The sequence below is a fragment of the Thioalkalivibrio sp. ALgr3 genome (assembly GCF_000377325.1).
GTDB lineage: Bacteria > Pseudomonadota > Gammaproteobacteria > Ectothiorhodospirales > Ectothiorhodospiraceae > Thioalkalivibrio.
This window is the reverse complement of the sequence record NZ_KB897980.1, coordinates 138,599-160,604: the sequence shown is the minus strand read 5'-3', so window position 1 is coordinate 160,604 and position 22,006 is coordinate 138,599. Positions and strand designations below refer to the sequence as shown.

The 22,006-nt window shown below is 67.9% G+C and carries 23 protein-coding genes and 1 pseudogene; 15 read left to right on the top strand and 9 right to left on the bottom strand.

Translation table 11 applies throughout. The features are described from left to right. Positions 1-27: 27 nt before the first annotated feature. The 9 genes from ilvC (at position 28) to arfB (ending at position 7,394) form a co-directional block, all read left to right on the top strand. Complete coding sequence (gene ilvC / locus C998_RS0107750) at positions 28-1,044, top strand: ketol-acid reductoisomerase (protein WP_018870295.1); 1,017 nt, start codon at positions 28-30, stop codon at positions 1,042-1,044. Positions 1,045-1,086: 42 nt separating this feature from the next. Continuing rightward, complete coding sequence (locus tag C998_RS0107745; RefSeq protein WP_018870294.1) at positions 1,087-1,758, top strand: hypothetical protein; 672 nt, start codon at positions 1,087-1,089, stop codon at positions 1,756-1,758. Next, positions 1,755-2,561 carry a CDP-diacylglycerol--serine O-phosphatidyltransferase gene (gene pssA, locus C998_RS0107740; protein ID WP_018870293.1) on the top strand — a complete coding sequence of 269 codons (807 nt, stop codon included), beginning with the start codon at positions 1,755-1,757 and terminating at the stop codon, positions 2,559-2,561. Before C998_RS0107745 ends, pssA begins: the two co-directional genes overlap by 4 nt. A 14-nt stretch (positions 2,562-2,575) precedes the next feature. After that, on the top strand, positions 2,576-3,319 hold the full coding sequence (locus C998_RS0107735; RefSeq protein ID WP_018870292.1) for a uracil-DNA glycosylase: 744 nt from the start codon (positions 2,576-2,578) through the stop codon (positions 3,317-3,319). A 49-nt stretch (positions 3,320-3,368) separates the two neighbouring features. Next, a complete protein-coding gene (rimI, locus tag C998_RS0107730) occupies positions 3,369-3,848 on the top strand; it encodes a ribosomal protein S18-alanine N-acetyltransferase (protein WP_018870291.1) in 480 nt (159 codons plus the stop codon). A 131-nt stretch (positions 3,849-3,979) separates the two neighbouring features. After that, positions 3,980-4,768, top strand: coding sequence for a tetratricopeptide repeat protein (locus C998_RS0107725; protein WP_018870290.1), 789 nt, complete (start codon positions 3,980-3,982; stop codon positions 4,766-4,768). Positions 4,769-4,847: 79 nt separating this feature from the next. After that, positions 4,848-6,440 carry a peptide chain release factor 3 gene (locus C998_RS0107720; RefSeq protein ID WP_018870289.1) on the top strand — a complete coding sequence of 531 codons (1,593 nt, stop codon included), beginning with the start codon at positions 4,848-4,850 and terminating at the stop codon, positions 6,438-6,440. Positions 6,441-6,669: 229 nt separating this feature from the next. Further along, on the top strand, positions 6,670-6,963 hold the full coding sequence (locus C998_RS0107715; protein ID WP_051076729.1) for a hypothetical protein: 294 nt from the start codon (positions 6,670-6,672) through the stop codon (positions 6,961-6,963). Between the two features lie 8 nt (positions 6,964-6,971). Beyond that, positions 6,972-7,394: an alternative ribosome rescue aminoacyl-tRNA hydrolase ArfB gene (gene arfB, locus C998_RS0107710; RefSeq protein WP_018870287.1), complete on the top strand. Its 423-nt coding sequence runs from the start codon at positions 6,972-6,974 to the stop codon at positions 7,392-7,394. Between the two features lie 4 nt (positions 7,395-7,398). Here arfB and C998_RS0107705 read toward each other — a convergent pair whose 3' ends face one another. Genes C998_RS0107705 through C998_RS0107695 form a run of 3 tightly spaced genes read right to left on the bottom strand, consistent with a single transcriptional unit; the run spans position 7,399 to position 12,053 of the window. Then, complete coding sequence (locus C998_RS0107705; protein ID WP_038081809.1) at positions 7,399-9,756, bottom strand: bifunctional diguanylate cyclase/phosphodiesterase; 2,358 nt, start codon at positions 9,754-9,756, stop codon at positions 7,399-7,401. Between the two features lies 1 nt (position 9,757). Then, the gene (locus C998_RS0107700) at positions 9,758-10,201 is read right to left on the bottom strand and encodes a rhodanese-like domain-containing protein (RefSeq protein ID WP_018870285.1); all 444 of its coding nucleotides are present in this window, start codon (positions 10,199-10,201) and stop codon (positions 9,758-9,760) included. A 34-nt stretch (positions 10,202-10,235) separates the two neighbouring features. Continuing rightward, positions 10,236-12,053: an ABC transporter ATP-binding protein/permease gene (locus C998_RS0107695; RefSeq protein WP_018870284.1), complete on the bottom strand. Its 1,818-nt coding sequence runs from the start codon at positions 12,051-12,053 to the stop codon at positions 10,236-10,238. Positions 12,054-12,155: 102 nt separating this feature from the next. Here C998_RS0107695 and recQ point away from each other — a divergent pair, with 102 nt between their 5' ends. Beyond that, entirely contained in the window at positions 12,156-14,054 is a 1,899-nt protein-coding gene (gene recQ / locus C998_RS0107690) for a DNA helicase RecQ (protein WP_369771834.1), read from the top strand. Positions 14,055-14,080: 26 nt separating this feature from the next. Continuing rightward, positions 14,081-14,827: a DUF3581 family protein gene (locus C998_RS0107685; protein ID WP_018870282.1), complete on the top strand. Its 747-nt coding sequence runs from the start codon at positions 14,081-14,083 to the stop codon at positions 14,825-14,827. Positions 14,828-14,839: 12 nt separating this feature from the next. Here the strand turns inward: C998_RS0107685 and C998_RS0107680 are convergent, their stop codons facing one another. From C998_RS0107680 to C998_RS0107665, 4 genes are all read right to left on the bottom strand, one after another. Further along, complete coding sequence (locus tag C998_RS0107680; protein WP_018870281.1) at positions 14,840-15,328, bottom strand: CZB domain-containing protein; 489 nt, start codon at positions 15,326-15,328, stop codon at positions 14,840-14,842. Between the two features lie 146 nt (positions 15,329-15,474). Next, positions 15,475-16,407 (bottom strand): carbohydrate kinase family protein, encoded by a 933-nt coding sequence (locus tag C998_RS0107675; protein ID WP_018870280.1) that lies wholly within the window; start codon positions 16,405-16,407, stop codon positions 15,475-15,477. 199 nt (positions 16,408-16,606) lie between these two features. Further along, positions 16,607-17,110, bottom strand: coding sequence for a hypothetical protein (locus C998_RS0107670; RefSeq protein ID WP_018870279.1), 504 nt, complete (start codon positions 17,108-17,110; stop codon positions 16,607-16,609). Then, complete coding sequence (locus C998_RS0107665; RefSeq protein WP_018870278.1) at positions 17,107-17,406, bottom strand: nucleotidyltransferase domain-containing protein; 300 nt, start codon at positions 17,404-17,406, stop codon at positions 17,107-17,109. The genes C998_RS0107670 and C998_RS0107665 overlap by 4 nt, the downstream gene beginning before the upstream one ends. Before the next feature lie 288 nt (positions 17,407-17,694). Here C998_RS0107665 and C998_RS15035 point away from each other — a divergent pair, with 288 nt between their 5' ends. The 4 genes and pseudogenes from C998_RS15035 (at position 17,695) to C998_RS0107650 (ending at position 19,125) form a co-directional block, all read left to right on the top strand. Continuing rightward, a complete protein-coding gene (locus C998_RS15035) occupies positions 17,695-17,871 on the top strand; it encodes a hypothetical protein (RefSeq protein ID WP_018870277.1) in 177 nt (58 codons plus the stop codon). Between the two features lie 31 nt (positions 17,872-17,902). Then, positions 17,903-18,431: pseudogene (locus C998_RS14475) on the top strand (TolC family protein); the annotation flags it as partial. Between the two features lie 99 nt (positions 18,432-18,530). Next, positions 18,531-18,797, top strand: a complete 267-nt coding sequence (locus C998_RS0107655) for a type II toxin-antitoxin system RelE/ParE family toxin (protein ID WP_018870276.1) — start codon at positions 18,531-18,533, stop codon at positions 18,795-18,797. Next, a complete protein-coding gene (locus C998_RS0107650; RefSeq protein WP_018870275.1) occupies positions 18,790-19,125 on the top strand; it encodes a helix-turn-helix transcriptional regulator in 336 nt (111 codons plus the stop codon). The genes C998_RS0107655 and C998_RS0107650 overlap by 8 nt, the downstream gene beginning before the upstream one ends. 76 nt (positions 19,126-19,201) lie before the next feature. Here C998_RS0107650 and acs read toward each other — a convergent pair whose 3' ends face one another. After that, the gene (acs, locus tag C998_RS0107645) at positions 19,202-21,160 is read right to left on the bottom strand and encodes an acetate--CoA ligase (RefSeq protein WP_026279526.1); all 1,959 of its coding nucleotides are present in this window, start codon (positions 21,158-21,160) and stop codon (positions 19,202-19,204) included. A gap of 93 nt (positions 21,161-21,253) precedes the next feature. Further along, entirely contained in the window at positions 21,254-22,006 is a 753-nt protein-coding gene (locus tag C998_RS0107640) for an exonuclease domain-containing protein (RefSeq protein ID WP_018870273.1), read from the bottom strand.

Sequence of the window (22,006 nt, the reverse complement as noted above, 5' to 3'; positions counted from 1 at the left end):
CTTTCACCGATTGCCAAGGAAACCGCAATGAAGCTCTATTACGACAAAGACGCCGACCTCTCCATCATTCAGGGCATGAAGGTGGCCATCATTGGCTACGGCTCGCAGGGACACGCCCATGCGAACAACCTGAAGGATTCCGGCGTGGACGTCACCGTCGGCCTGCGTGCCGGTTCCGGTTCGCGCGCCAAGGCCGAGGAAGCCGGCCTGAAGGTGGCCGACGTGTCCGACGCGGTGGCCGCCGCCGATCTGGTCATGGTGCTGGCCCCCGACGAATACCAGGCGAAGCTCTACAGCGAGGAGATCAAGCCCAACCTCAAGCAGGGCGGCACCCTCGCGTTCGCCCATGGCTTCACCATCCATTACAACCAGATCGAGCCGCGTGGCGACCTCGACGTGATCATGATCGCGCCCAAGGCGCCGGGTCACACCGTGCGCTCGGAGTTTGCCCGCGGCGGCGGCATCCCCGACCTGATCGCCATCGAGCAGGACGCCTCCGGCAAGGCGCGCGACATCGCGCTGTCCTATGCCTCGGCGATCGGCGGCGGCCGCACCGGCATCATCGAGACCACCTTCCAGGACGAGACCGAGACCGACCTGTTTGGCGAGCAGGCCGTGCTGTGCGGCGGCGCGGTGGAGCTGGTCAAGGCCGGCTTCGAGACCCTGACCGAGGCCGGCTATGCCCCGGAGATGGCCTATTTCGAGTGCCTGCACGAGCTCAAGCTGATCGTCGACCTGATGTACGAGGGCGGCATCGCCAACATGAACTACTCCATCTCCAACAACGCGGAGTACGGCGAGTACGTGACCGGCCCGAAGGTCATCAACCAGCAGTCCCGCGAGGCCATGCGCGAGGCCCTGCACAACATCCAGACCGGCGAGTACGCCAAGCGCTTCATCCAGGAAGGGGATACCAACTATCCCTCCATGACCGCGAATCGCCGCCGCAACGCCGCCCACGAGATCGAGCAGGTGGGCGAGCGGCTGCGTGCGATGATGCCCTGGATCCAGGCCAACCAGCTGGTCGACAAGTCGCGCAACTGATCCGCGGCACCACCGGCCCCGGGTGCGGGCCGCGGAGGGGACATGCTGTTTCCGGTAGCGAAGGAAGGCCGCCTGTTCGTCATCGTCACCGCCTGGATGGCGGTGATCACGCTGCTGTCCGGGCTGGCGGATCTGGGTCTGTTCCTGGTCATCCTGATGCTGGCCCTGATGGCCCTGTTCCGCGATCTGCGGCGCCGGGCGCCGGCCCAGGCCCTGGGCCTGGTGGCCCCGGTCGACGGCGTGGTGGAATCGGTGGAGACCACCACCGACCCGTTCACCGGGCGCGAGGCCGAGCGCATCCGCATGCGCCAGCGCTATCTCGGCGAATACAACATCCATGCCCCGCAGGAGGTCGAGGTGCGCGAGCGCGTCTGGCCGGGGCAGGAATCGGATCGCGAGCCCGACCTGCAGCTGGCCGGCCGGCTTGCGTTCGCCCTGGCCACCGACGAGGATGACCGCATGACCCTGGCTCTCAGCGTGACGCACTGGCCGCGTTTCATCCGCATGGCGGAGGTGCTGCCCGGCAATCGGCTGGGGCGCGGCAAGCGCATCGGCTTTGCCGGTTTCGGTGGACGTGCGGAGCTGTGGCTTCCGCAGGGATCGCACGTGATGGTGCGGCCGGGGCAGGTCGTGCTGGCGGGGACCACCCTGCTGGGCGGGCTCCCGCCGCGCGAGCCGGGGGATCAGGGCGGCGCCGTGGAGCTGGCCGAATGAATCCCGACGAAGACCCCGACATCATCCGTGGCGAGGACGAGCTGGACGACGAGCCTCCGCGTTCGCGGCGGCGGCGCGGGGTGTTCCTGCTGCCCAACCTGTTCACCACCGGGGTCCTGTTCTCCGGATTCCTGGCGATCGTGTCCGCCATCGACGGGGAGTTCATTACCGCGGCCATCGCGGTCTTCGTGGCCATGGTGCTGGATACCCTGGACGGCCGGGTCGCGCGCATGACCGATACCCAGAGCGAGTTCGGCGCGCAGTTCGATTCGCTCTCGGATCTGGTTTCCTTCGGTCTGGCCCCGGCACTGGTGGTGTACCTGTGGCAGCTGCAGGACCTGGGCAACTTCGGCTGGGTGGCCGCGTTCTTCTTTGCCACGGCGGCGGCGCTGCGACTCGCGCGTTTCAACAGCCGCCTGGCGGTGACCGACAAGCGCTTCTTCCAGGGCTTGCCCAGTCCCGCGAGTGCGGCACTGCTGGTGGGGACCGTCTGGGTGGTCGAGGACCTCGGCATGGCCGCGGAGCTGGGGGACACCGGGGCGGTGGCGGTGCTGATCATCACCGTGCTCGCCGGGGCGGCAATGGTCAGTAACCTGACCTATTTCAGCTTCAAGGACATGGACTTCCGCCACCGGGTCCCGTTCCTGGCCATGCTGGGCGTGGTCGGGGCGCTGATGCTGGCGGCCCTGGATCCGCCCAAGATGCTGCTGGCCGGGTTCGTGGTGTACGCGCTGTCCGGGCCGCTGCTGACGCTGGTGCGCTGGCAGCGCCATCGGCGCCGCGGCCGTGCCCCGCAAGCCTGAGCGGGGAGGCGGGCGTGGAACTCTCGCGGCACAAGCGGCGCATCCTCGCCGACATGGGCATCCCGTTGTGGCGGGCGCGCCCGTCGGCGGATACCGGCGCCGCGCCGGAAGCGTCCCCGGAGCCACCACCTGAACCGGAGGCCGGCCTGACCGTGGAGCAGGAGCCGCGGGGGGCGTCCGTGCCGGCCACGGGCCTCGACTGGCAGGCCCTGCGTGACGAAGTCGCGGGCTGCACTGCCTGCAGCGAGCTCGCGGCCAGCCGGCGGCAGACGGTCTTCGGGGTGGGCGATACCGGCGCCCGCTGGCTGTTCGTCGGCGAGGCCCCGGGGGCCGAGGAGGATCGTCGCGGCGAGCCCTTCGTCGGGCGGGCCGGGCAGCTGCTGGACAACATGCTGGCGGCGCTGGGGCTGGATCGCGAGCACGACGTGTTCATCGCCAATATCCTGAAGTGCCGGCCGCCCAACAATCGGGATCCGAAGCCGGAGGAGGCACGGGCCTGCCGCGGTTTCCTGGATCGCCAGATCGAGGCGATCGCCCCGGAGGTCATCGTGGCGCTGGGGCGGGTCCCGGCACACCAGCTGCTGGAGACCGAGACCGCGGTGGGGCGCCTGCGCGGGCGCGTCCACGAGTATCGCGGCATTCCGCTGGTCGTGACCTGGCATCCGGCCTATCTGCTGCGTTCGCCGCGGGAAAAGGCGCGTGCCTGGGAGGACCTGCAGCGGGCGCGTGCGTGCCTGCCGTCCGCGGCCACCGACTGAACCACCGGCTCCATCCGGGGGTCGACTCCTGCACGAGGGAAGATGACCGATGAGTGCCGAAGCCCGAACCCGACCCGAACTGCGGCGCATGCAGCTGGCCGACATCGATCGCGTGATGGTGATCGAGCGCCAGGCGTATGACTATCCCTGGACCGCGCGGATCTTCCAGGACTGCCTGAAGGTCGGTTACGACGGCTGGATCCTGTCCGTGGATGGCCGTCAGGTGGGGCATGCGATCCTGACCGTGGCCGCCGGCGAGGCGCATCTGCTGAATCTGACGGTGGATCCGCGCTGGCAGGGCTACGGGCTGGGGCGCTTCATGCTGCGCCGGCTGCTGGCCTGTGCCTGCGATGAACGCGCCGAGGCCCTGTTCCTCGAGGTGCGTCCTTCCAACGCCGCGGCCGTGCAGCTCTACCGCTCGGAGGGCTTCGAGCACATCGGCACCCGACCGCGTTACTACCCGCTTCCCAGCGGCCGCGAGGATGCCTGGGTGCTGCGCCGCAGCTGCGAGGAACCGGCGGGGGCCTAGGGAAACGCTGATCAGCGTTTCCCTGGCGCATTCTGCGGTCAGGGTGCGCAAAAATGCACTGTCGGTTTTGCGGTTCCACGGGCATGTGTCTATTCTCAGGGCCTTACGACCGGTTCCGTATCGAGGCTGTGATGAAAAAGTCCCTTCTTGCCCTGACCGCGGCCCTGCCGCTCCTGTTGACCGCCGGCCCCGCGGTGGCCACCGAATTCGGTTACGACGAAGCCGAACGCCAGCAGGAACTGCTGGGTGTCTGGTTCGGTATCCGTGAACGCAATGCGCAACGCGGCGACCGTGACGCGCAGTTCGACGTGGGCATGGCCCATTACACCGCGCGTGGCACCGAACAGGACGACGCGGCGGCAGCCGAATGGTTCGCGCAGGCCGCCGAGCAGGGGCATGCGCGCGCGCACTACTTCCTCGGCTACCTCCATGCCACCGGACGCGGGGTTCCCGTGGACGCGGAGAAAAGCGGCGAACACTACCGTCGCGCGGCGGAACTGGGCGACATGGATGCCCAGTATCACCTCGGGCGCGACCTGCTGGCGGACGATCCGGCCGAAGCCGCGGAATGGATCGAACGCGCCGCCGATCAGGGGCTGGCCTCCGCCCAGTATCACTGGGGCTACCTGCTGGAGACCGGGCGCGGGGTCGAGCGTTCGGTGGACGACGCCGTCGAGTGGTATGTGCTCGCGGCGGAGCAGGGCAACGCCCAGGCCCAGCGCGGGCTCGGGCGCCTGCACATGGCCGGCCGCGGGGTGAATCGCGACCGGGTCCAGGCCTGGGTCTGGTACAGCCTCGGCGACGATGGCGAGCACGTGGAACGCCTGGAGTCCCGCATGAGCGAGGCCGAGCTGGCGGCCGCGCGTGAGAGCCTTGCCGAGCAGCGCACGGCCATGCGCACCGAAGCCGCCGTACGCTGAACCGTTTCCGCCCGCCGCCCAATGCGGCGGGCGGAATACGTTAGAATGTCGGGCTTTCTCCCCGTACGGGACCCGACTGATGTCCTTTGTCGACGAGACCGCCCGCCGCCGGACCTTTGCGATCATCTCGCATCCGGACGCGGGCAAGACCACCATGACCGAAAAGCTCCTGCTGTACGGCGGCGCGATCCAGCTCGCCGGTACGGTCAAGGGGCGCAAGTCCGCGCGCCACGCCACCTCCGACTGGATGGCGATGGAGCAGTCGCGCGGGATCTCGGTCACCTCCTCGGTGATGCAGTACCCCTACAAGGGGCGCATGGTGAACCTGCTGGATACCCCGGGGCATGCGGACTTTTCCGAGGATACCTACCGCACGCTGACCGCCGTGGATTCCGCGCTGATGGTCATCGACGCGGCCAAGGGCGTGGAGGACCGCACCATCAAGCTGATGGAGGTCTGCCGCCTGCGCGATACCCCGATCATGACCTTCGTCAACAAGATGGACCGCGAGGGGCGCGAGCCGATCGAACTGCTGGACGAGGTCGAGGAGGTGCTGAAGATCCAGTGCGCCCCCGTCACCTGGCCGATCGGCAGCGGCAAGCGTTTCCGCGGCGTCTATCACATTCGCCGCGATGCGGTGCACTTGTACGACCCGGAGCAGGGCGGCAAGAAGTCCACCGGCGAGATCATCGAGGGCCTCGACAACCCGCGCCTCGACGAGGTCCTGGGTACCCAGGCCGAAGAGCTGCGCGAGGAGCTGGAGCTGGTGCAGGGCGCCTCCCACGAGTTCGATCCGGACGCCTATCTGCGCGGTGAGCAGACCCCGGTATTCTTCGGCTCGGCGATCAACAACTTCGGCATCGAGGAGCTGCTGGACGACTTTGTCGAGTACGCCCCGGGGCCGCTGCCGCGTCCGGCGTATTCGCGGGTGGTCGAGCCTACCGAGGAGAAGTTCACCGGGTTCGTGTTCAAGATCCAGGCGAACATGGATCCCAATCACCGGGATCGCATCGCCTTCATGCGCATCTGTTCCGGCACCTTCGACAAGGGCGCGAAGCTGCGTCACGTACGCATCGGGCGCGACGTGAAGGTTCCGGACGCGCTGACCTTCCTGGCGTCCGATCGCGAGCACGTGGAGACCGCCTATCCCGGTGACATCATCGGCATCCACAACCACGGCACCATCCGCATCGGGGACACCTTTACCCAGGGCGAGGATCTGACGTTCAAGGGCATCCCCAACTTCGCGCCCGAGCTGTTCCGCCGCGCGCAGCTGAAGGATCCGCTGAAGATGAAGCAGTTGACCAAGGGGCTGCAGGAGCTGTGCGAGGAGGGCGCGACCCAGCTCTACCGCCCGCTGACGAACAACGACCTGATCCTGGGGGCGGTGGGGGTGCTGCAGTTCGACGTGGTCGCCGAACGCCTGCGCACCGAGTACAAGGTGGAGGCGCAGTTCGAGAACGTGAACGTGCAGACCGCGCGCTGGGTGGAAAGCGACGATCCGAAGAAGCTGGCGGAGTTCAAGGAAAAGGCGGCGAACAACCTCGCCCTCGACCATGCCGGGGATCTGGTCTATATCGCCCCCACGCGGGTGAACCTGCAGATGGCCGAGGAGAAATGGCCGGAGATCCGCTTCCTGGCCACTCGCGAGCACGGACAGCCGGGGGAGTAGCGCCCGGGCTGCGCACGGATTCGTCCCGCTGCGCGGTCTACGTGCGGGGCATTGCGAGGAGCGAAGCGACGAAGTCATGGGGATCCGGAACCACCGGGTTCCCGGTCGGGTCGGCTTCGTCGGGCGTGTCCCGAGATTGCTTCGCTGCGCTCGCAATGACGGGTCCCGGGGGCTCGCAATGACGGTTCATCATCCCGAGGGGGTGGGCATGGCGGTGAAATTGCAACGGATGCCGGTGCTGGTGGTTGTGATGCTGGGGCTGGCGATGGGCGGCTGCACGCTGCAGAAGAGCGAGGGCCGGGACGACGGGTTCGAGCCGCGTCCGGGCACCGTCGAGGCAATGGAGCCGTTTCATGCCTTCCTGGACACCCGGCCCACCCCGGAGGAATTCCGGCGGGTCTATCCCGATGTGACGCTGGTGCTCCCGGGCGACATCGCGACGCACGAATACCGTACCGACAAAAGCCGCTTCTTCGCCGAACTCGACGACGACGGCCGTATCGTCGACGGCGAGTTCCGCTGAGCCTCCCGATGCTGAAGATCTCCGGTAACGTGACCATCCCCGACGCGGAGATCGAGCTGACGCCGATCCGCGCGCAGGGCGCCGGCGGGCAGAACGTCAACAAGGTGGCCACCGCCATCCATCTCCGCTTCGACATCCATGCCTCCGCGAGCCTGCCCGAGGTCTATCGCGAACGCCTGCTGCGCCGGCGCGATCGGCGCATCACCCGCGACGGCGTGATCGTGATCAAGGCACAGCAGTACCGCACGCAGGAGGCCAATCGCGAGGATGCCCTCGAGCGCCTGGCCGAGCTGCTGCGCGAGGCCGGGCAGCCGGTGAAGAAGCGGCGCCCGACGCGACCGCCTCGTGCCGCCAAACTGCGCCGGCTGGACGCCAAGACCCGCCGCGGGCGCAGGAAGGCCCTGCGTGGCCGCGTCGACCCCGGCGACTGAGCTGTCAGGGCAGCAGCGCTTCCAGGCTTTGTGCCGGCATGGCGCGGTGGAACAGGAAGCCCTGGAAACGTCTGCAGCCGCGCTGTCCGAGGAACTCCTGCTGGGCGGGTGTCTCGACCCCTTCGGCCACGACCTCCAGCCCCATAGTGCGGGCAATGGCCAGGATGGTGGTTACGATCTCGGCGTCGCCCGGATCGTGTTCGAGGTCGCGCACGAAGGAGCGGTCGATCTTCAGTTCGGTCACCGGCAACCGCTTGAGATACCCGAGCGACGAGTATCCGGTGCCGAAATCGTCCAGCGCGAGGCCGATGCCCAGCGCCCGCAGCTCCTGCAGGTTGGTCATCAACTGTTCCGATTCGTCGGCCATCACGCTCTCGGTGATCTCGAGTGTCAGTCGCTGCGGCGGGGCGCCGGTCTCGTCCAGCAGCTGGCGCACCTCGTCGAGCAGCCGGGCATCGCGCAGGTGCGGAGCGGAGAGATTGACCGCGAGCTGCAGGGCCTCGGCGCCGGGGATGTTGCGCCAGCGGGCCAGGTGCTCGCAGGCCTGGCGCAGGGCCACCCGGCCGATCGCGAGGATCTGGCCGCTCTGCTCCGCCACGGGGATGAATTCGGAGGGTGAAACCTCCCCGGGCTTGCCCGGGTTCCAGCGCATCAGGCCTTCGGCACCGATCAGATGGCCGTCGGCGTCCACCTGCGGCTGCAGGTGAAGGAGCAGATCATCGGCGTCCAGCGCGTCCCGCAGGGCCCGTTCCAGTTCCGCCCGCCGCTGCAGCTGGCGCTGCATCTCCGGGTCGTAGAAGCGCATCGTGTCGCGACCGTGATGCTTGGCCTGATACATCGCGAAATCCACCTGCTTGAGCAGTTCCTCGCTGGTGTCCTCGCCCTGCGGGAACACGGTGACGCCGACGCTGGCCTGGATGACATGCTGGATCCCGTCCAGTATCAGCGGCTCCCGGATACGGTCCAGCATTTTGGCGGCAACCTTGCCGGCATCCGCGACCGCCTGGTCGGGATCGGGCTTGAGCTCTTCCAGCAGGACCACGAATTCGTCGCCACCGATGCGCGCTACCGTGTCCTGCGGGCGAACCTGCCCCTGCAGGCGCTGTGCGACCAGCGTCAGCAACCGGTCACCGATCGAATGGCCGCGGGTGTCGTTGAGGGTCTTGAAGTTGTCGAGGTCGATCAGCAGCAGGGCCGAGGGCCGCCCGGACTGTTCGGCGGCGCGGATGGCGTGGTCCAGGCGCTCGTGCAGCAGTCGGCGGTTGGCCAGGCCGGTCAGCGGATCGAGAAAGGCGAGGCGGGCGTCTTCTTCGACTTCCAGCATGCGCCGCAGCCGCTCCACCATATCCAGGGTGGCTCCCTGCAGGGTGGCGACTTCCTGCAGCCGCGAATCGCGGCGGATGCGGGTGGTGAACCGTCCCTGGCCCACGTCCTCCAGAGTGGCCACCGCCTCGCGCAGCGGTCGCAGGGCGCGCCCCAGCCAGAAGTACAGCGCCCAGCCGATCAGGAGGAGGGCGATGATCGCCCCGGCGCGCGTGGCGTTGTTGATGAAACGCTGGGTCGTAACCGAGTCGGTGATGTCGCGGATGACCACGATGTTGCCGGTGACGTCCTCGCCGTCGAACGGGGTCAGCGGCAGGTGCACCGCGAGTTCATGGCGTCCGGCGGCGGTCGTGCGTCGTGCCGCGGCCCGGTTCAGCATGGGGCCGGGGTTGGGCAGGGCCGCCGCGGGCGCGGTGTGTTCCACCCGCCCCCCGGCGTCCAGCAGCACCGCGCGGGTATCCGCCTTGCCCGCGAGGGTGTCGAGGGCGGACCCGGCCAGCGATTGCAGTGGCACGACCACGCCGACCAGCTGTCCCTGGTCGTACAGCGGGATGGTCAGTCCGGCGAAATAGCGCCCCTCCGGAGTGCGGTGCAGGCCCTGGTGGATGCGGCCGTCTTCCAGCGTGGCCCGCGCCAGCGGAAACTCGGTGGCGTCCTCGAGAACGGAGTCAAACCGGCGTTCGCCGTCGGCGTCATAAATGACCAGGCCGCTGGCGACGCCCGCGGCGGTCAGTCGGTTGTGCAGCGGGTCGGCATAGCCCGCCACCGGCTCGTCGCCGGCAAGCGCCTCGCGCAGCGCCCGGTTGCGGGTGATCGCGGTGGCCTCGCTGCGCAGCGCCTGCAGTTCGGCCTCCAGCACCTGTTGCCAGGCGGCTTCCTGGGTTTCCATGGCAAAGCGGTCGAGCCGCTGATCCGCCTGCTGCAGGGCGAGTTGGGCACCGGTAGCCAGGGCGGCGGCCAGCAGGGCCAGACCGGCGAAAGCAGCCAGTGCAATGGCCGTTCGCAGCCGGATCACCCGCGCCCCCGCTCCGGATCCCATCTCATTCGAAGGGATAGTTCTGGCGACTCCACTCGGGGTAGCCGCCGGGAAAGTAGTGGAGGTCGTCGAAGCCCCATTCCAGTGCGCGGCGGATGGCGGCTTCGGTACGCCAGCAGTCGAACTCGTTGCAGTAGAGGACCACCGGCCGGTCCCGGCCTCCGGCGACTTCGAGCAGTTGCTCGCGGGTGAAGCGGTTCCGCGGGTCGTCCGCGTCGCGCATGATGGTCAGGTTGGTTGCGCCCGGGATGCGGCCGGCGCGATAGTCGGCTGAAAGGCGCACGTCGACGAACGGAACCCCCTCGCGAAACAGCCTCCAGGCATCGTCGGCGTCGACACGCGTGGTGTCCGCGATGGCCTCCGGCGCCCGGTACGGCTCATCGGCCGCTGCGGGTGCAATGGCCGTGACGGCCAGCAGACACCAGAGCAGGAGGATCAGTGGGTTCATCGCCACCGCGGTTCACGAGTTTTAGGAGAATGTATCACGAGTTATCCGTGAATTCAGAGGCGTCACCGGCCTCGGACTGCTGGTGGTGCCACAGGCGTGCATAGGTGCCGTTGCGGGCGAGGAGTTCCCGGTGGGTGCCGGTTTCGACGACCCGCCCCTGGTCCAGGACCACGATGCGGTCGGCGTGTTTCACCGTGGACAGGCGGTGGGCGATCACCAGTGTCGTGCGGCGCGCGGAGACCTCGTCCAGCGCCTGCAGGATGCCCTTCTCGGTGTCGGAATCCAGTGACGAGGTGGCCTCGTCGAACACCAGGATGGGCGGGTCCTTCAGCAGCATGCGGGCGATCGCGATGCGCTGTTTCTCGCCGCCGGACACCTTCAGGCCGCGTTCGCCGACCACCGTGTCCAGGCCATCGGGCAGGCGCGCGATGAACCCTTCCAGGTGCGCCAGCCGCACCACCCGCTCGATCGCCGCGTCACTGGCGGACGGATCGCCGTAGGCGATGTTGTAACGGATGGTGTCGTTGAACAGCACGGTATCCTGCGGAACCATGCCGATCGCCCGACGCACGCTGGCCTGGGTCACGTCGCGCAGGTCCTGACCGTCGATGGTGATGCGCCCGCCGGTCACGTCGTAGAAGCGGAACAGCAGCCGCGACAGGGTCGACTTGCCGGCCCCGCTGGGACCGACCACCGCGATGCGCCGGCCCGGCGGGAGGTCGATGGTCACGTCGCGCAGGATCGGGCGTTCCGGCTGGTAGTGGAAGTCCACGTGCTCGAAGCGCACGTGCCCGGCGTCGACCTCCAGGTCCGGGGCATCGGGACGGTCCTCGACCTGCACGGGCTTCTCCAGCAGGCCGAACAGGCGCTCGATGTTGGCCAGCGACTGGCGGATCTCGCGATAGACGAAGCCGAGGAAGTTCAGCGGGATGAACAGCTGGATCATGTAGGCGTTGACCATCACCAGATCGCCCAGCGACATCGAGCCGTCGGCCACCCGGGCGGCGGCCAGCAGCATCATCACGGTGATCGCCGCGGCGATGATCAGGGCCTGCCCGGAGTTCAGCAGCACCAGCGACAGCACGTTCTTGGTACGCGCCTGTTCCCAGGCCGCGAGACCGCGGTCGTAGCGGTCGGCCTCGAAATCCTCGTTGCCGAAGTACTTGACCGTCTCGTAGTTGAGCAGGCTGTCGATCGCCCGTGTATTGGATTCGTTGTCGCGCTGGTTGGCCTCGCGCACGAAGCGCGTGCGCCATTCGGTGATCCAGATGGAGAAGGCCGCGTAGACCGCCACCGCGACCAGCACCGTGAACATGAACACCGGGCCGACGGCGAACAGCAGGATGCCGGCCACCAGCAGGATCTCGATCAGGGTCGGCAGGATATTGAACACCATGAAGCGCAGCAGGAAGCTCATGCCGCTGGTGCCGCGTTCGATGTCACGGGCCAGGCCGCCGGTTTCGCGCGCCAGATGGAACCCCAGCTCCAGCCGGTGCAGGTGCTGGAATACCCGCAGCGAGGCGCGCCGCATCGCGCGTTCGGCCACGCGCACAAAGACCGCGTCGCGCAGCTCGCCGAAGAAGGTCCCGCCGAAGCGCAGCAGGCCGTAGCCCAGCACCAGCGCCACCGGCACGGTCACCAGGGCCTCCGCGCCGGCCTCCTCGAAATGTTCGACGATGTATTTCAGCGCGATCGGCACCGTCACGGTGGCCAGCTTGGCCAGGGCCATCAGCCCCAGCGCGAGGAACATCCGTCCGCGGAACTCGGACAGGTACGGCAGCAGGCTGCGGACGATGCGCCAGTTGATCGCGTTGTCGGGAGCGTCGTGGACCGAAGAGCCGAAACCGCGCATGGAAAGTCACCCGGATGAAGGGAGCGCGTAGCCTACTATGCACACCGGGAAGCTGCCCGTTCTTGCGCCCGGCGCGGGGCCTGGGGCAGTCTGAACAACTTCATGGCAAGGCAGGTGGACACGCCGGTGGAAGGGAATCAGACCGCAGCAACAGCGGCGCAGGGAAGCGCCCCGGAAACCATCCTGCGCGAGACCTTTGGCTACGAGGCCTTTCGCGGGCAGCAACAGGCGGTGGTGGAACACGTCATCGGCGGTGGCGACGCCCTGGTGCTGATGCCCACCGGCGGCGGCAAGTCGCTGTGCTACCAGATCCCGGCGCTGGCGCGGCGTGGCTGCGCCATCGTCATCTCGCCGCTGATCGCGCTGATGCAGGACCAGGTGCAGGCCCTGCGGCAGAACGGCGTGGCCGCGGCCGGGCTGGATTCGGGCCAGGACGAGGCCACCGCGCGCGGGGTGCTGGCCGCGCTGCATGCCGGGGAGCTGGATCTTCTGTATCTGTCGCCGGAGCGGCTGTTCGCACCCGGCATGCTGGATCGTCTGGAAGGGCTGGAGCTGGCGCTGTTCGCGATCGACGAGGCGCATTGCGTGTCGCAGTGGGGGCACGACTTCCGCCCGGAATACGGGCGCCTGGCGGTGCTGGCGGAGCGTTTCCCGTCGGTGCCGCGCATCGCCCTGACCGCCACCGCCGACGAACCCACCCGCGAGGAGATCCGCGAGCGCCTGCGCCTGGAGTCGGCGCGGATGTTCGTCAGTTCTTTCGACCGGCCCAACATCCGCTATCGCGTCGCGGCGGCCGATGGCGCGTCCGGCCCGCCGCGCGAGCGCCTGCTGCGCTTCATCCGCGAGGAACACCCGGGCGAGGCGGGCATCGTTTACTGCCTGTCGCGGCGCAAGGTGGACGAAACCGCCGAATGGCTGGCGGCGCGCGGGGTGACCGCGCTGCCGTATCACGCGGGGCTGTCGGCGGCGACCCGCGCCGAGCACCAGCGCCGTTTCCTGCGCGAGGATGGTGTGGTGATGGTCGCGACCATCGCCTTCGGCATGGGCATCGACAAGCCCGACGTGCGCTTCGTCGCCCACCTGAGCCTGCCGAAGAGCCTCGAGGGCTACTATCAGGAGACCGGCCGCGCCGGACGCGACGGCCTGCCGGCCGACGCCTGGATGCTCTACGGGCTGCAGGACGTGGTCACGCTGCGGCAGATGCTGCAGGACTCGGAGGCCGGCGAGGAGCGCCAGCGCATCGAGCAGCAAAAGCTCGAGGCCATGCTGGGCTTCAGCGAACTGACTACCTGCCGCCGTCAGGCCCTGCTCGCGTGGTTCGGCGAGACCCTGCCCGAGCCTTGTGGATACTGCGACAACTGCCAGGACCCGCCGGCCACCTGGGATGCCACGGTGGCCGCGCAGAAACTGCTTTCCTGCGTCTATCGTACCGGCGAGCGTTTCGGTGCCGGGCACGTGATCGCGGTGTTGCGCGGCAGCCGCAGCGAACGCCTGACCCGCCTCGGGCACGAACGCCTGAGCACCTTCGGCATCGGCACCGAGCTGGACGAACGCCAGTGGCGCGGCCTGGTGCGTCAGCTGCTGGCGCGCGGCCTGCTGCGGCTGGATCCCGAGGGCTATGGCGGGCTGCGCCTGGACCCCGCGTGTCGTGCCGTGCTGCGTGGCGAGGAATCCCTGCATCTGCGCCACGAGGCCGCCGGGGCGCGGCCCGCACAGCCCTCGCGGGGTGAAACCGCGCGTTCGGTTGCCGGTCTGGATGCGGAAGACCGGGCCTTGTGGGACACTCTGCGCAGGCTGCGGCAGAAACTGTCGACGGATCAGGGCGTGCCGCCCTACGTGATCTTCAACGACGCCACCCTGCTGGAGATGGTGGCCAGTACGCCGCGCACTGCGGACGAGCTGCTGGGTATCTCCGGGGTCGGGCAGCACAAGCTGGATCGCTACGGCGAGGCCTTCCTGGCAGCGATCCGCGAACACCTGGGACTGGAAGCCCGGGAATAACGAGAACGAAGTTCGGGGAGAGTCGAGTGACCCGCATATCATTTCTGGAAGATTTCTATCGCTATCGGGACGGGCAGCTCGTGGTGACCCCGGAGCAGGGGAGCCGCTTTGCCAAGACCGTGGCGGGGGACTTCAACCCCATCCATGACGCCGATTCGCGGCGGTTCTGCGTGCCCGGCGATCTGCTGTTCGCCCTGGCCCTGGATGCCTGGGGGGCCAGCGCTTCGATGAACTTTCGCTTTACCGGCATGGTGGGCGGTAACGCCCCGGTGCATTTCCCGGAGACGCCCGGCGAACAGGTGGCGATTACCGACGAGAACGGCAAGAGCGTGGTCGAGATCGAGCGTTCGGGAGCGGTGGTCGATGACCCGGCCGCGATCGAGTCGCTGATCCGCAGCTACGTGTCGTTCTCCGGACAGAACTTCCCTCACGTGCTGGTGCCGCTGATGCGCGAGCATCAAGTGATGGTGAATCCCAAACGTCCGCTGGTGATGTACGAGCGCATGGGGTTCGAACTGCCCGAGCCGCTGGCGGCCGCGGCGGCCGTACCCGAGCCGCGGCTGAAGGATGCGGTCATGACGGTCAATGGCAAGCGCGGCGAGATCCGGCTCGACTACGAACTGGTGACCGACGGCGCTGTGGTCGCCCGGGGCAGCAAGCACCTGGTCCTGAGCGGGCTGCGGCCGTTCGACGAGGCCGATGTCGAGCAGCTGGTCGCGGATTACGAGGGCTGGAAGGCGGCCTGGGCGCAGGCGGGGTCGGCAACTGCCTGACCCTGCGGGGAGTCAGGTGCGCACCGCCTCCGCAAACTGCTCTTCGTCCATTTCCCGGATCTTCTTCTCCAGCGCGTCGAGGTGGTGCACCACGCTGCGCGAGGCCTCCTCCAGGGCCTCCATGTGCATCCGGATCAGTGGTTCGTTGCGCTCGTGCTGGCGCCGGGCGAAACCCAGCATTTTCGAAAACATCGAGGCATTTTCTTCCTCGGTGACCAGCTTGAAGATCTCGGCGTACGCCTGATGCAGGTGGCGGTGGGCCTCGTCGATCGATTCGAACTCGGGAAAATCGTTGAGCGCCTGACCGTCACTGAAATACCACTGCCCGAACGGGCAGTCGGTGTGCAGCACGGGGATCTGGTCCTTTTCCACCGGCACGCCCTGGGTGAGGAGCTCGGCGCGGCCGACCCAGGCGAGGTGGGCTCGTTTGGCCTGGTGCAGACGGTCCAGGACTTCCTGCTTTTCCATGTCGTTGTCCTCGTCAATGAGTCGGTGTTCCATACGGGAACCGGAACGATTTCCCACAATAACAAAATCCATTTAATCCTTGAAGGAATCACAAAAAAAGCCCGGGCCCCCCAAGGGGAGCCCGGGCCGGAAGCTCGCCGGGACCCGGCTCTCGCGGCCGGATCCGGTGAGGGGCTGCCTCAGTAGCGGTAGCCGAAGGCCTTCTCGAACTTGTCGGCGAACTCTTCGGCCGAGAAGTGGTGGTTCTGAGTGCCGGAATGGGCGATCTTGATCGAGCCGATCAGCGAGGCGATGCGGCCGGTGGTCTCCCAGTCGTAGCCCTTCTCCAGACCGAACAGCAGGCCGGCACGGTAGGCGTCGCCGCAGCCGGTCGGATCCTTGATCGCGGCCGGTTCCACCGACGGGATGGTGATCTTCTTGCCGCCGGTGTAGATGTCGGAGCCGTCGCCGCCACGGGTGACGATCATCGCGTCGACCATCTCCGCCAGCTGCTCCATGCTCATGCCGGTGCGATCGGCGGTAAGCTGCGCCTCGTAGTCATTGAACGCGGCATAGGTGGCGTTCTCCATGAAGCGCTTCAGGTCGTCGCCGTCGAACATCGGCAGACCCTGGCCCGGGTCGAACATGAACGGGATGCCGGCGTCGGCGAACTGCTGGGCGTGCTCGATCATGCCGTCACGGCCGTCCGGGGAGACGATCCCGACCTTGATGCCGTCGGCGTCGGTGACCTTCTGCTGGTGCGAGAAGCCCATCGCGCCCGGATGGAAGGCGGTGATCTGGTTGTCGTCCTGGTCGGTGGTGATGAAGGCCTGACCGGTGTAGGTGTCCTTCAGCTCCTTGACGAACTTGCGCGAGATGCCGTGGCGGTCCATCCAGTCGGCATACGGGGCGAAATCGCCGCCCACGGTGGCCATCACGGTCGGGTCGGCGCCCAGCAGCTTCATGTTGTAGGCGATGTTGCCGGCGCAGCCGCCGAACTCGCGACGCATGTCCGGGACGAGGAAGGACACATTCAGCATGTGCACCTTGTCCGGGAGGATGTGGTTCTTGAAGCGGTCGGGGAACACCATGATGGTGTCGTAGGCCATGGACCCACAGATCAGAGCGGACATGTTGACTCCTTGCGTTGTTGAAGCGGTTCGGATGACGCCGATGTGGCGTCAAAACGGCCCTGCGGCGCGCGATTGCGGGGTGCGCGGCGCGTCTGCGGCGGGCCGGATGGTGCGCACAGGGTAAATATTTGGGCGCAAAACAACAAATCGACGCCGCGTGATCCTCGGTCCGGTACCTGACAGGTGCCCGCGGGGGGCTTCAGCATCCCTTGTTGCCGGGGACCTCGATCGCCAGGCGGTCCCGGGCATAGCCCCGAAGGCGCTGGTAATCGGTGTGCATTCGGTCGGTGAAATGACAGGCGCGTTGCAGGGCCGGGGCCAGGTCATCGGGGTTCTCGATGTATTCGTGGACCAGCCGGTTGCGCAGATGGCGCATCTGTAACCAGTCATCGGCCTGCTCGATGAGCCCCAGCTTTTCCAGGCGTGCCAGATTGTCGATGGCTGGTCCCGGTTTCTCGCCCGCACAGGTGAGAAAGGCAGGGACCAGCTTGTCCATGATCGTGTCCTGCATCCGCCCGAACTTGGCACCGAAGGATTCGAGCCGGTCGATGCCGCTGTCGGCAGCAAGGATGCCTCGCACACGGTCGGGGGAAACCGAACAATCACCCGCGAGGAGCCGCTCCCGTACCCCCAGCAGGTGTTCGTCTTCGCGATCGACCAGGTTCAGCAGCCGAGCCAGGCGTGCAGGCGAATCGGTGGTCACAGCGGGAGTCCGGTGCGTCGGGCGTGAGTGTCGATGGGCCGCGCGGGGGCACCGCGCCGATGGACGACGAGGTCCACGCGGCGCTCGCCAAGCCGCCGCTGCAGGGCGGCATGCAGTTTCAGTTCCCTTTCGAGGAGTTCGTCCGGCGTGCCCTCGGCCTCGACGTACAGGTCGATGTCACCTCCCCGCGCCGAGTCGTCCGTGCGGGACCCGAAAAGGCAGACCCGGGCGTCCGGGCCGAATGCACGGGCCACTTCCTGACGGATGACGGTTTGCTGTTCCGGGGACAGGCGCATATGACGAAGTATATCAGTGCTGCATCGGGATGAAGCGCCGGTCGCGACCGCCACGGGTGGCGCCGGCGGCCCGAGCGACGCCGTTCGTGCCCCGGTCATTGCGATCCGTCATTGCGAGGAGCTGAAGGCGACGTGGCAATCGGCCAAAGTTGTCTGCACGCAGGAACAGGCGGCTTCGGATGGAGATCGCCACGTCGCTTCGCGACTCGCGATGACGGGAGCGGGGCAGCGCCGTGCCGGGGGCTTTGTGGCAGCATGGAGCTATTGCCGCGAGCGAGGGCCTGTCCGATGAAACCACGCATCCTGATCCCGATCCTGATCCTCCTGCTGTTGCTGCTGAGCCTGTGGTCGGCGGGTCTGGACGGCAACGGCGGCGGTCTGCTGCCGGGTGCGCCGGACAGCGGGGCGGCCCCGGCGGCCGAACCTGCGGCCGCGGTGGCCCGGGCGGCGTCGATTCCGGGGTGAACGCCATCCCGGCCCCCGCCGCCGGTTCCGGCCGGCGCGAAGTCATCTTCCATGCGAGCAGGCCCGCGAGCACCTGGCCGCGGCACGTTCGCGTCTGCAGGGGGCGCGGGCCAGCCTCGAGGACCTGCGGGCCGAGGCGCGGCTGGCGGAGTCGGAGTACCGGCGTCACCGCGAATTGTTCGAGGACGGGGCGGTGTCCGCCAGCGACCTGGAGCGGGTGGAGACCCGGCGTGACCGCGCCCGCTCGGCAGTGGAGGCAGGCGAGTCGGCGGTGGAGGTCGCACGCAGCGAGGTCGAGGCGGCGCGGGTGATCCTCGACATCGCCACCGGCGAACGCAGCGAGGACGAAACCGAATCGCTGGCCGTGCGTGCGCCGGCTGGCGGCGTGGTGCTGCACCGGCACCGCTGCTGCGAGGGCTCGGTCGCGGCCGCGCCGGGTCGAGGTCGGCCGCCGCAGCGACTTCACCACGCAGATCCGCGAGGGTCTGGAGGCCGGGGAACGGGTGGTGACTCGACCGGGCGACCAAGTGCAGGCCGGGACCCGTGTCATCGCCGACTGAGGTGCGAGGTTTATTTCCCCGACGGTGGGGCAGGATCTCTCGAGGTACTCCAGTCTTGACATGGTGTTCGCTCGGAGCGAATACTGCCGTGAGTAAGGGATGGATGACATGGACGTCAGGTTTACGACTAAAGCGATCAAGGAACTGAAGAAGGCCGGAGCGGCCAGCGACCTTGTCCTGGCAAAAATCCGGCAATATGCGGCCGAGCCGGACAGCCTGGCGAACAATGTGAAGGCGCTGAAAGGCCGAGAGGAATATCGACTTCGCGTCGGGGATTACCGGGTGCTGTTCGTGATCCTTCAAGACGGCACCATGACCATCATGGAAGTCACCGCAATTCGCCATCGGAGCAAAGCCTATGACTGAAACGGCCGAGCAAATTACTCTTGATCGGGGCGAGTATGAGGCCCTGCTGGCGCGTCTGGAGGATGCCGAAGACCGGGCCGTCATCGCCGAGCGGCGGAATGCTCCCACCCTGCCCCTCGCCGCGGTCGAACGTCACCTGGCCGGAGAAAGCCTTGTGACCCTCTGGCGGGAAGAACGGGGGCTATCCCAGCGCGCCCTGGCCTCCGCAGCCGGTATCTCGCCCGCGATGCTGAACGAAATCGAGCGGAAGAAAAAGGTGCCCTCCATCGTGACCGCCCGTGCCCTGGCCGATGCGCTCGGCGTGGGCCTGGACGATCTGTTTGCTTGAGCGCCCGGGCGCGGGGCCGTGAACCTGGTGCCTCGGCAGGCGTACCAGGTTCGGATCACGGCCCCCGTGTCCGGCGTCAGGCCTTGCCCTGCAGCTGCGGGATGACCGCCTCGTTCTCCAGGGTGGAGGTGTCCGAGGTGATCTCCTCGCCCTTGGCGATGGAGCGCAGCAGGCGCCGCATGATCTTGCCGGAACGGGTCTTGGGCAGGCCGTCGGCGAAACGGATGTCGTCGGGCTTGGCGATCGGGCCGATCTGCTCGCCCACCCATTCGCGCAGCTCCTTGAGCAGCCGGTCCGCCTCGTCGCCGGTGGGGCGGTCGCCGTGCAGGATCACGAAGGCGACGATGGCTTCGCCCTTCACGTCGTGCGGGCGCCCGACCACCGCGGCTTCGGCAACGTCCTTGTGGGCCACCAGCGCGGATTCGACTTCCATGGTCCCCATGCGGTGCCCGGAGACGTTGAGCACGTCGTCGATGCGGCCCATGATCCAGAAGTTGCCTTCCGCGTCGCGGCGCGCGGAGTCGCCGGCGAGGTAATACTTGCCGCCGAACTTGGGCCAGTAGGTGTCCTTGTAGCGCTGGTCGTCGCCCCACACGGTGCGCAGCATCGACGGCCAGGGCTTCTTGATGACCAGGTAGCCGCCTTCGTCGGCGCCCAGGCTGTTGCCGTCCTCGTCCACCACGTCGGCGTCGATGCCCGGAAGGGCGCGGGTGCAGGAGCCCGGGACCAGGGTGGTGGCGCCGGGGATCGGGGCGACCATGTTGGCGCCGGTCTCGGTCTGCCACCAGGTGTCCACGATGGGGCAGCGCTCGCCGCCGACCTCGCGGTAGTACCACATCCACGCCTCGGGGTTGATGGGCTCGCCCACGGTGCCCAGCAGGCGCAGTTTCGACAGGTCGTACTGCTCGGGCAGGTCGGGGCCGGCCTTCATCAGCGCACGGATGGCGGTGGGGGCGGTATAGAACACGGTCACGCCGTGGTCCTGGCACATCTTCCACCAGCGTCCGGCGTCCGGCACGGTGGGCACGCCTTCGTAGACCACCTGGGTAGCGCCCACCGCCAGCGGGCCGTAGGCGACGTAGGTATGGCCGGTGATCCAGCCGACGTCGGCGGTGCACCAGAAGATGTCGTCGCCCTGCAGGTCGAAGACCCACTCGTTGGTCAGGATCGCGCCCAGCAGGTAGCCGGCACTGGAGTGCTGAATGCCCTTGGGTTTGCCGGTGGAGCCGGAGGTGTAGAGCAGGAACAGCGGGTGTTCGGATTCCACCCACTCGGGTTCGCAGTCGACCGATTCGCCGTCCACCGCGTCTTCCCACCAGAGGTCGCGGCCTTCCTGCATGGTCACGTCATTGCCGGCGCGCCGGCAGACGATCACCTTCTCGACCTCGGCGGGGTTGCTGGCCAGCGCCTTGTCCACGCCGGCCTTCAGGCCCACCACCTTGCCGCCGCGCTCGCCGCCGTCGGCGGTGATGATGACGGTGGCGCCGGAGTCCACCACGCGGTCGCGCAGGGCATCGGCGGAGAAACCGCCGAACACCACCGAGTGGATCGCGCCGATGCGGGCGCAGGCCTGCATGGCGATCACGGCCTCGGCGTTCATCGGCATGTAGATGATCACGCGATCGCCCTTCTCCACGCCCATGCCCTTGAGCGCGTTGGCCAGCTTGCCGACCTCGTTGTAGAGCTCGCGGTAGGTGAGGTTGCGGGTGTCGCCGTTCTCGGCCTCGAAGCGGATCGCGGTCTTGTTGCCGCGGACCTCCAGATGGCGGTCGATGCAGTTGTAGGAGACGTTCATGCGCCCGTCGGCGAACCAGCGGAAATGCGGCGCGTTCGAGCTGTCCAGCCCTTCGGTGAATTCGCTCTGCCAGTCGATCTTCTCGCGCGCCAGGTCGCACCAGAAGCCTTCGTAGTCGGCCCGGGCCTTGTTGTGCAGGGCCTCCACGTCTTCCGGCTTGAGCCGGGCGTTCGCGGTGAATGCCGCCGGCGGTTCGAAATGGCGGGTCTCGGTGAGGGTGGACTCGATGGTGTCACTCATGCGGGCCTCCATGTTCTGCGTGGTTCCAGCGGATTCGTTGGGGGTATGGGTCTTGTCGGCGCGAGGATAGCATGCCTGCCGGCCGTGTCCGCCCTACCACAGCCGGGCGGGACGGAACAGTACGCGTCCCAGTGCGAGTGCCCCGGTCGGGTCGCGTTCGGCCACCAGCGCGGCAAACAGCTCGGCCGCGCCAAGGGCGTCCAGCAGGGCGTCGTGGGTGCGCCGGGGTGGCAGGTTGTAGTCGCCGCGCAGGGCATGCAGGCGCAGGCCACCGGCACTCACCGGACGGCCGGCGCGGCGCCGGGCGGTCTCGGCCAGGCGCAGGGTGTCGACCACCGGCAGGGGCGGGCGGGTGCCGTAGCGCCATTCGCAGGCGCGGGCCAGAAAGCCCAGTTCGAGGGCCGCGTGGTGGGCGATCAGTACACGGCCGTCGAGCGCGCGGAACAGCGCGTCCAGGGCCTCCCCCACGTCGACCCCGCGGGCGGCGTGTTCATCGGTGATGTGGTGGATCACCGCGCTTTGTTCCGGGACCTCGCGGTCCGGGCGCACCAGCACATAGTCGGCGGTGGCCAGATCGATGGCCGTGCCCTCCAGCGCCACCCAGCCGATGCTGAGGATCGCGTCCTGCTCCGGGTCGAGGCCGGTGGTCTCGATGTCCACCGCGAGGAAGCGGGTGCGGGCCACCGCCTGCGCGGGCGCCGGCGGCGGGGTCTCCAGGCAGTCGCGCAGCGGGCCCGCCGGGGTCTGCAGCCGCGCGTGGTTGCGGGCTCGGCAGAAGCGCCAGTACCCGGGGGAAAACCAGGCGGCGGCCCGGGCGAACGGGCAGGCCTGGCCGGGCGAGGCCAT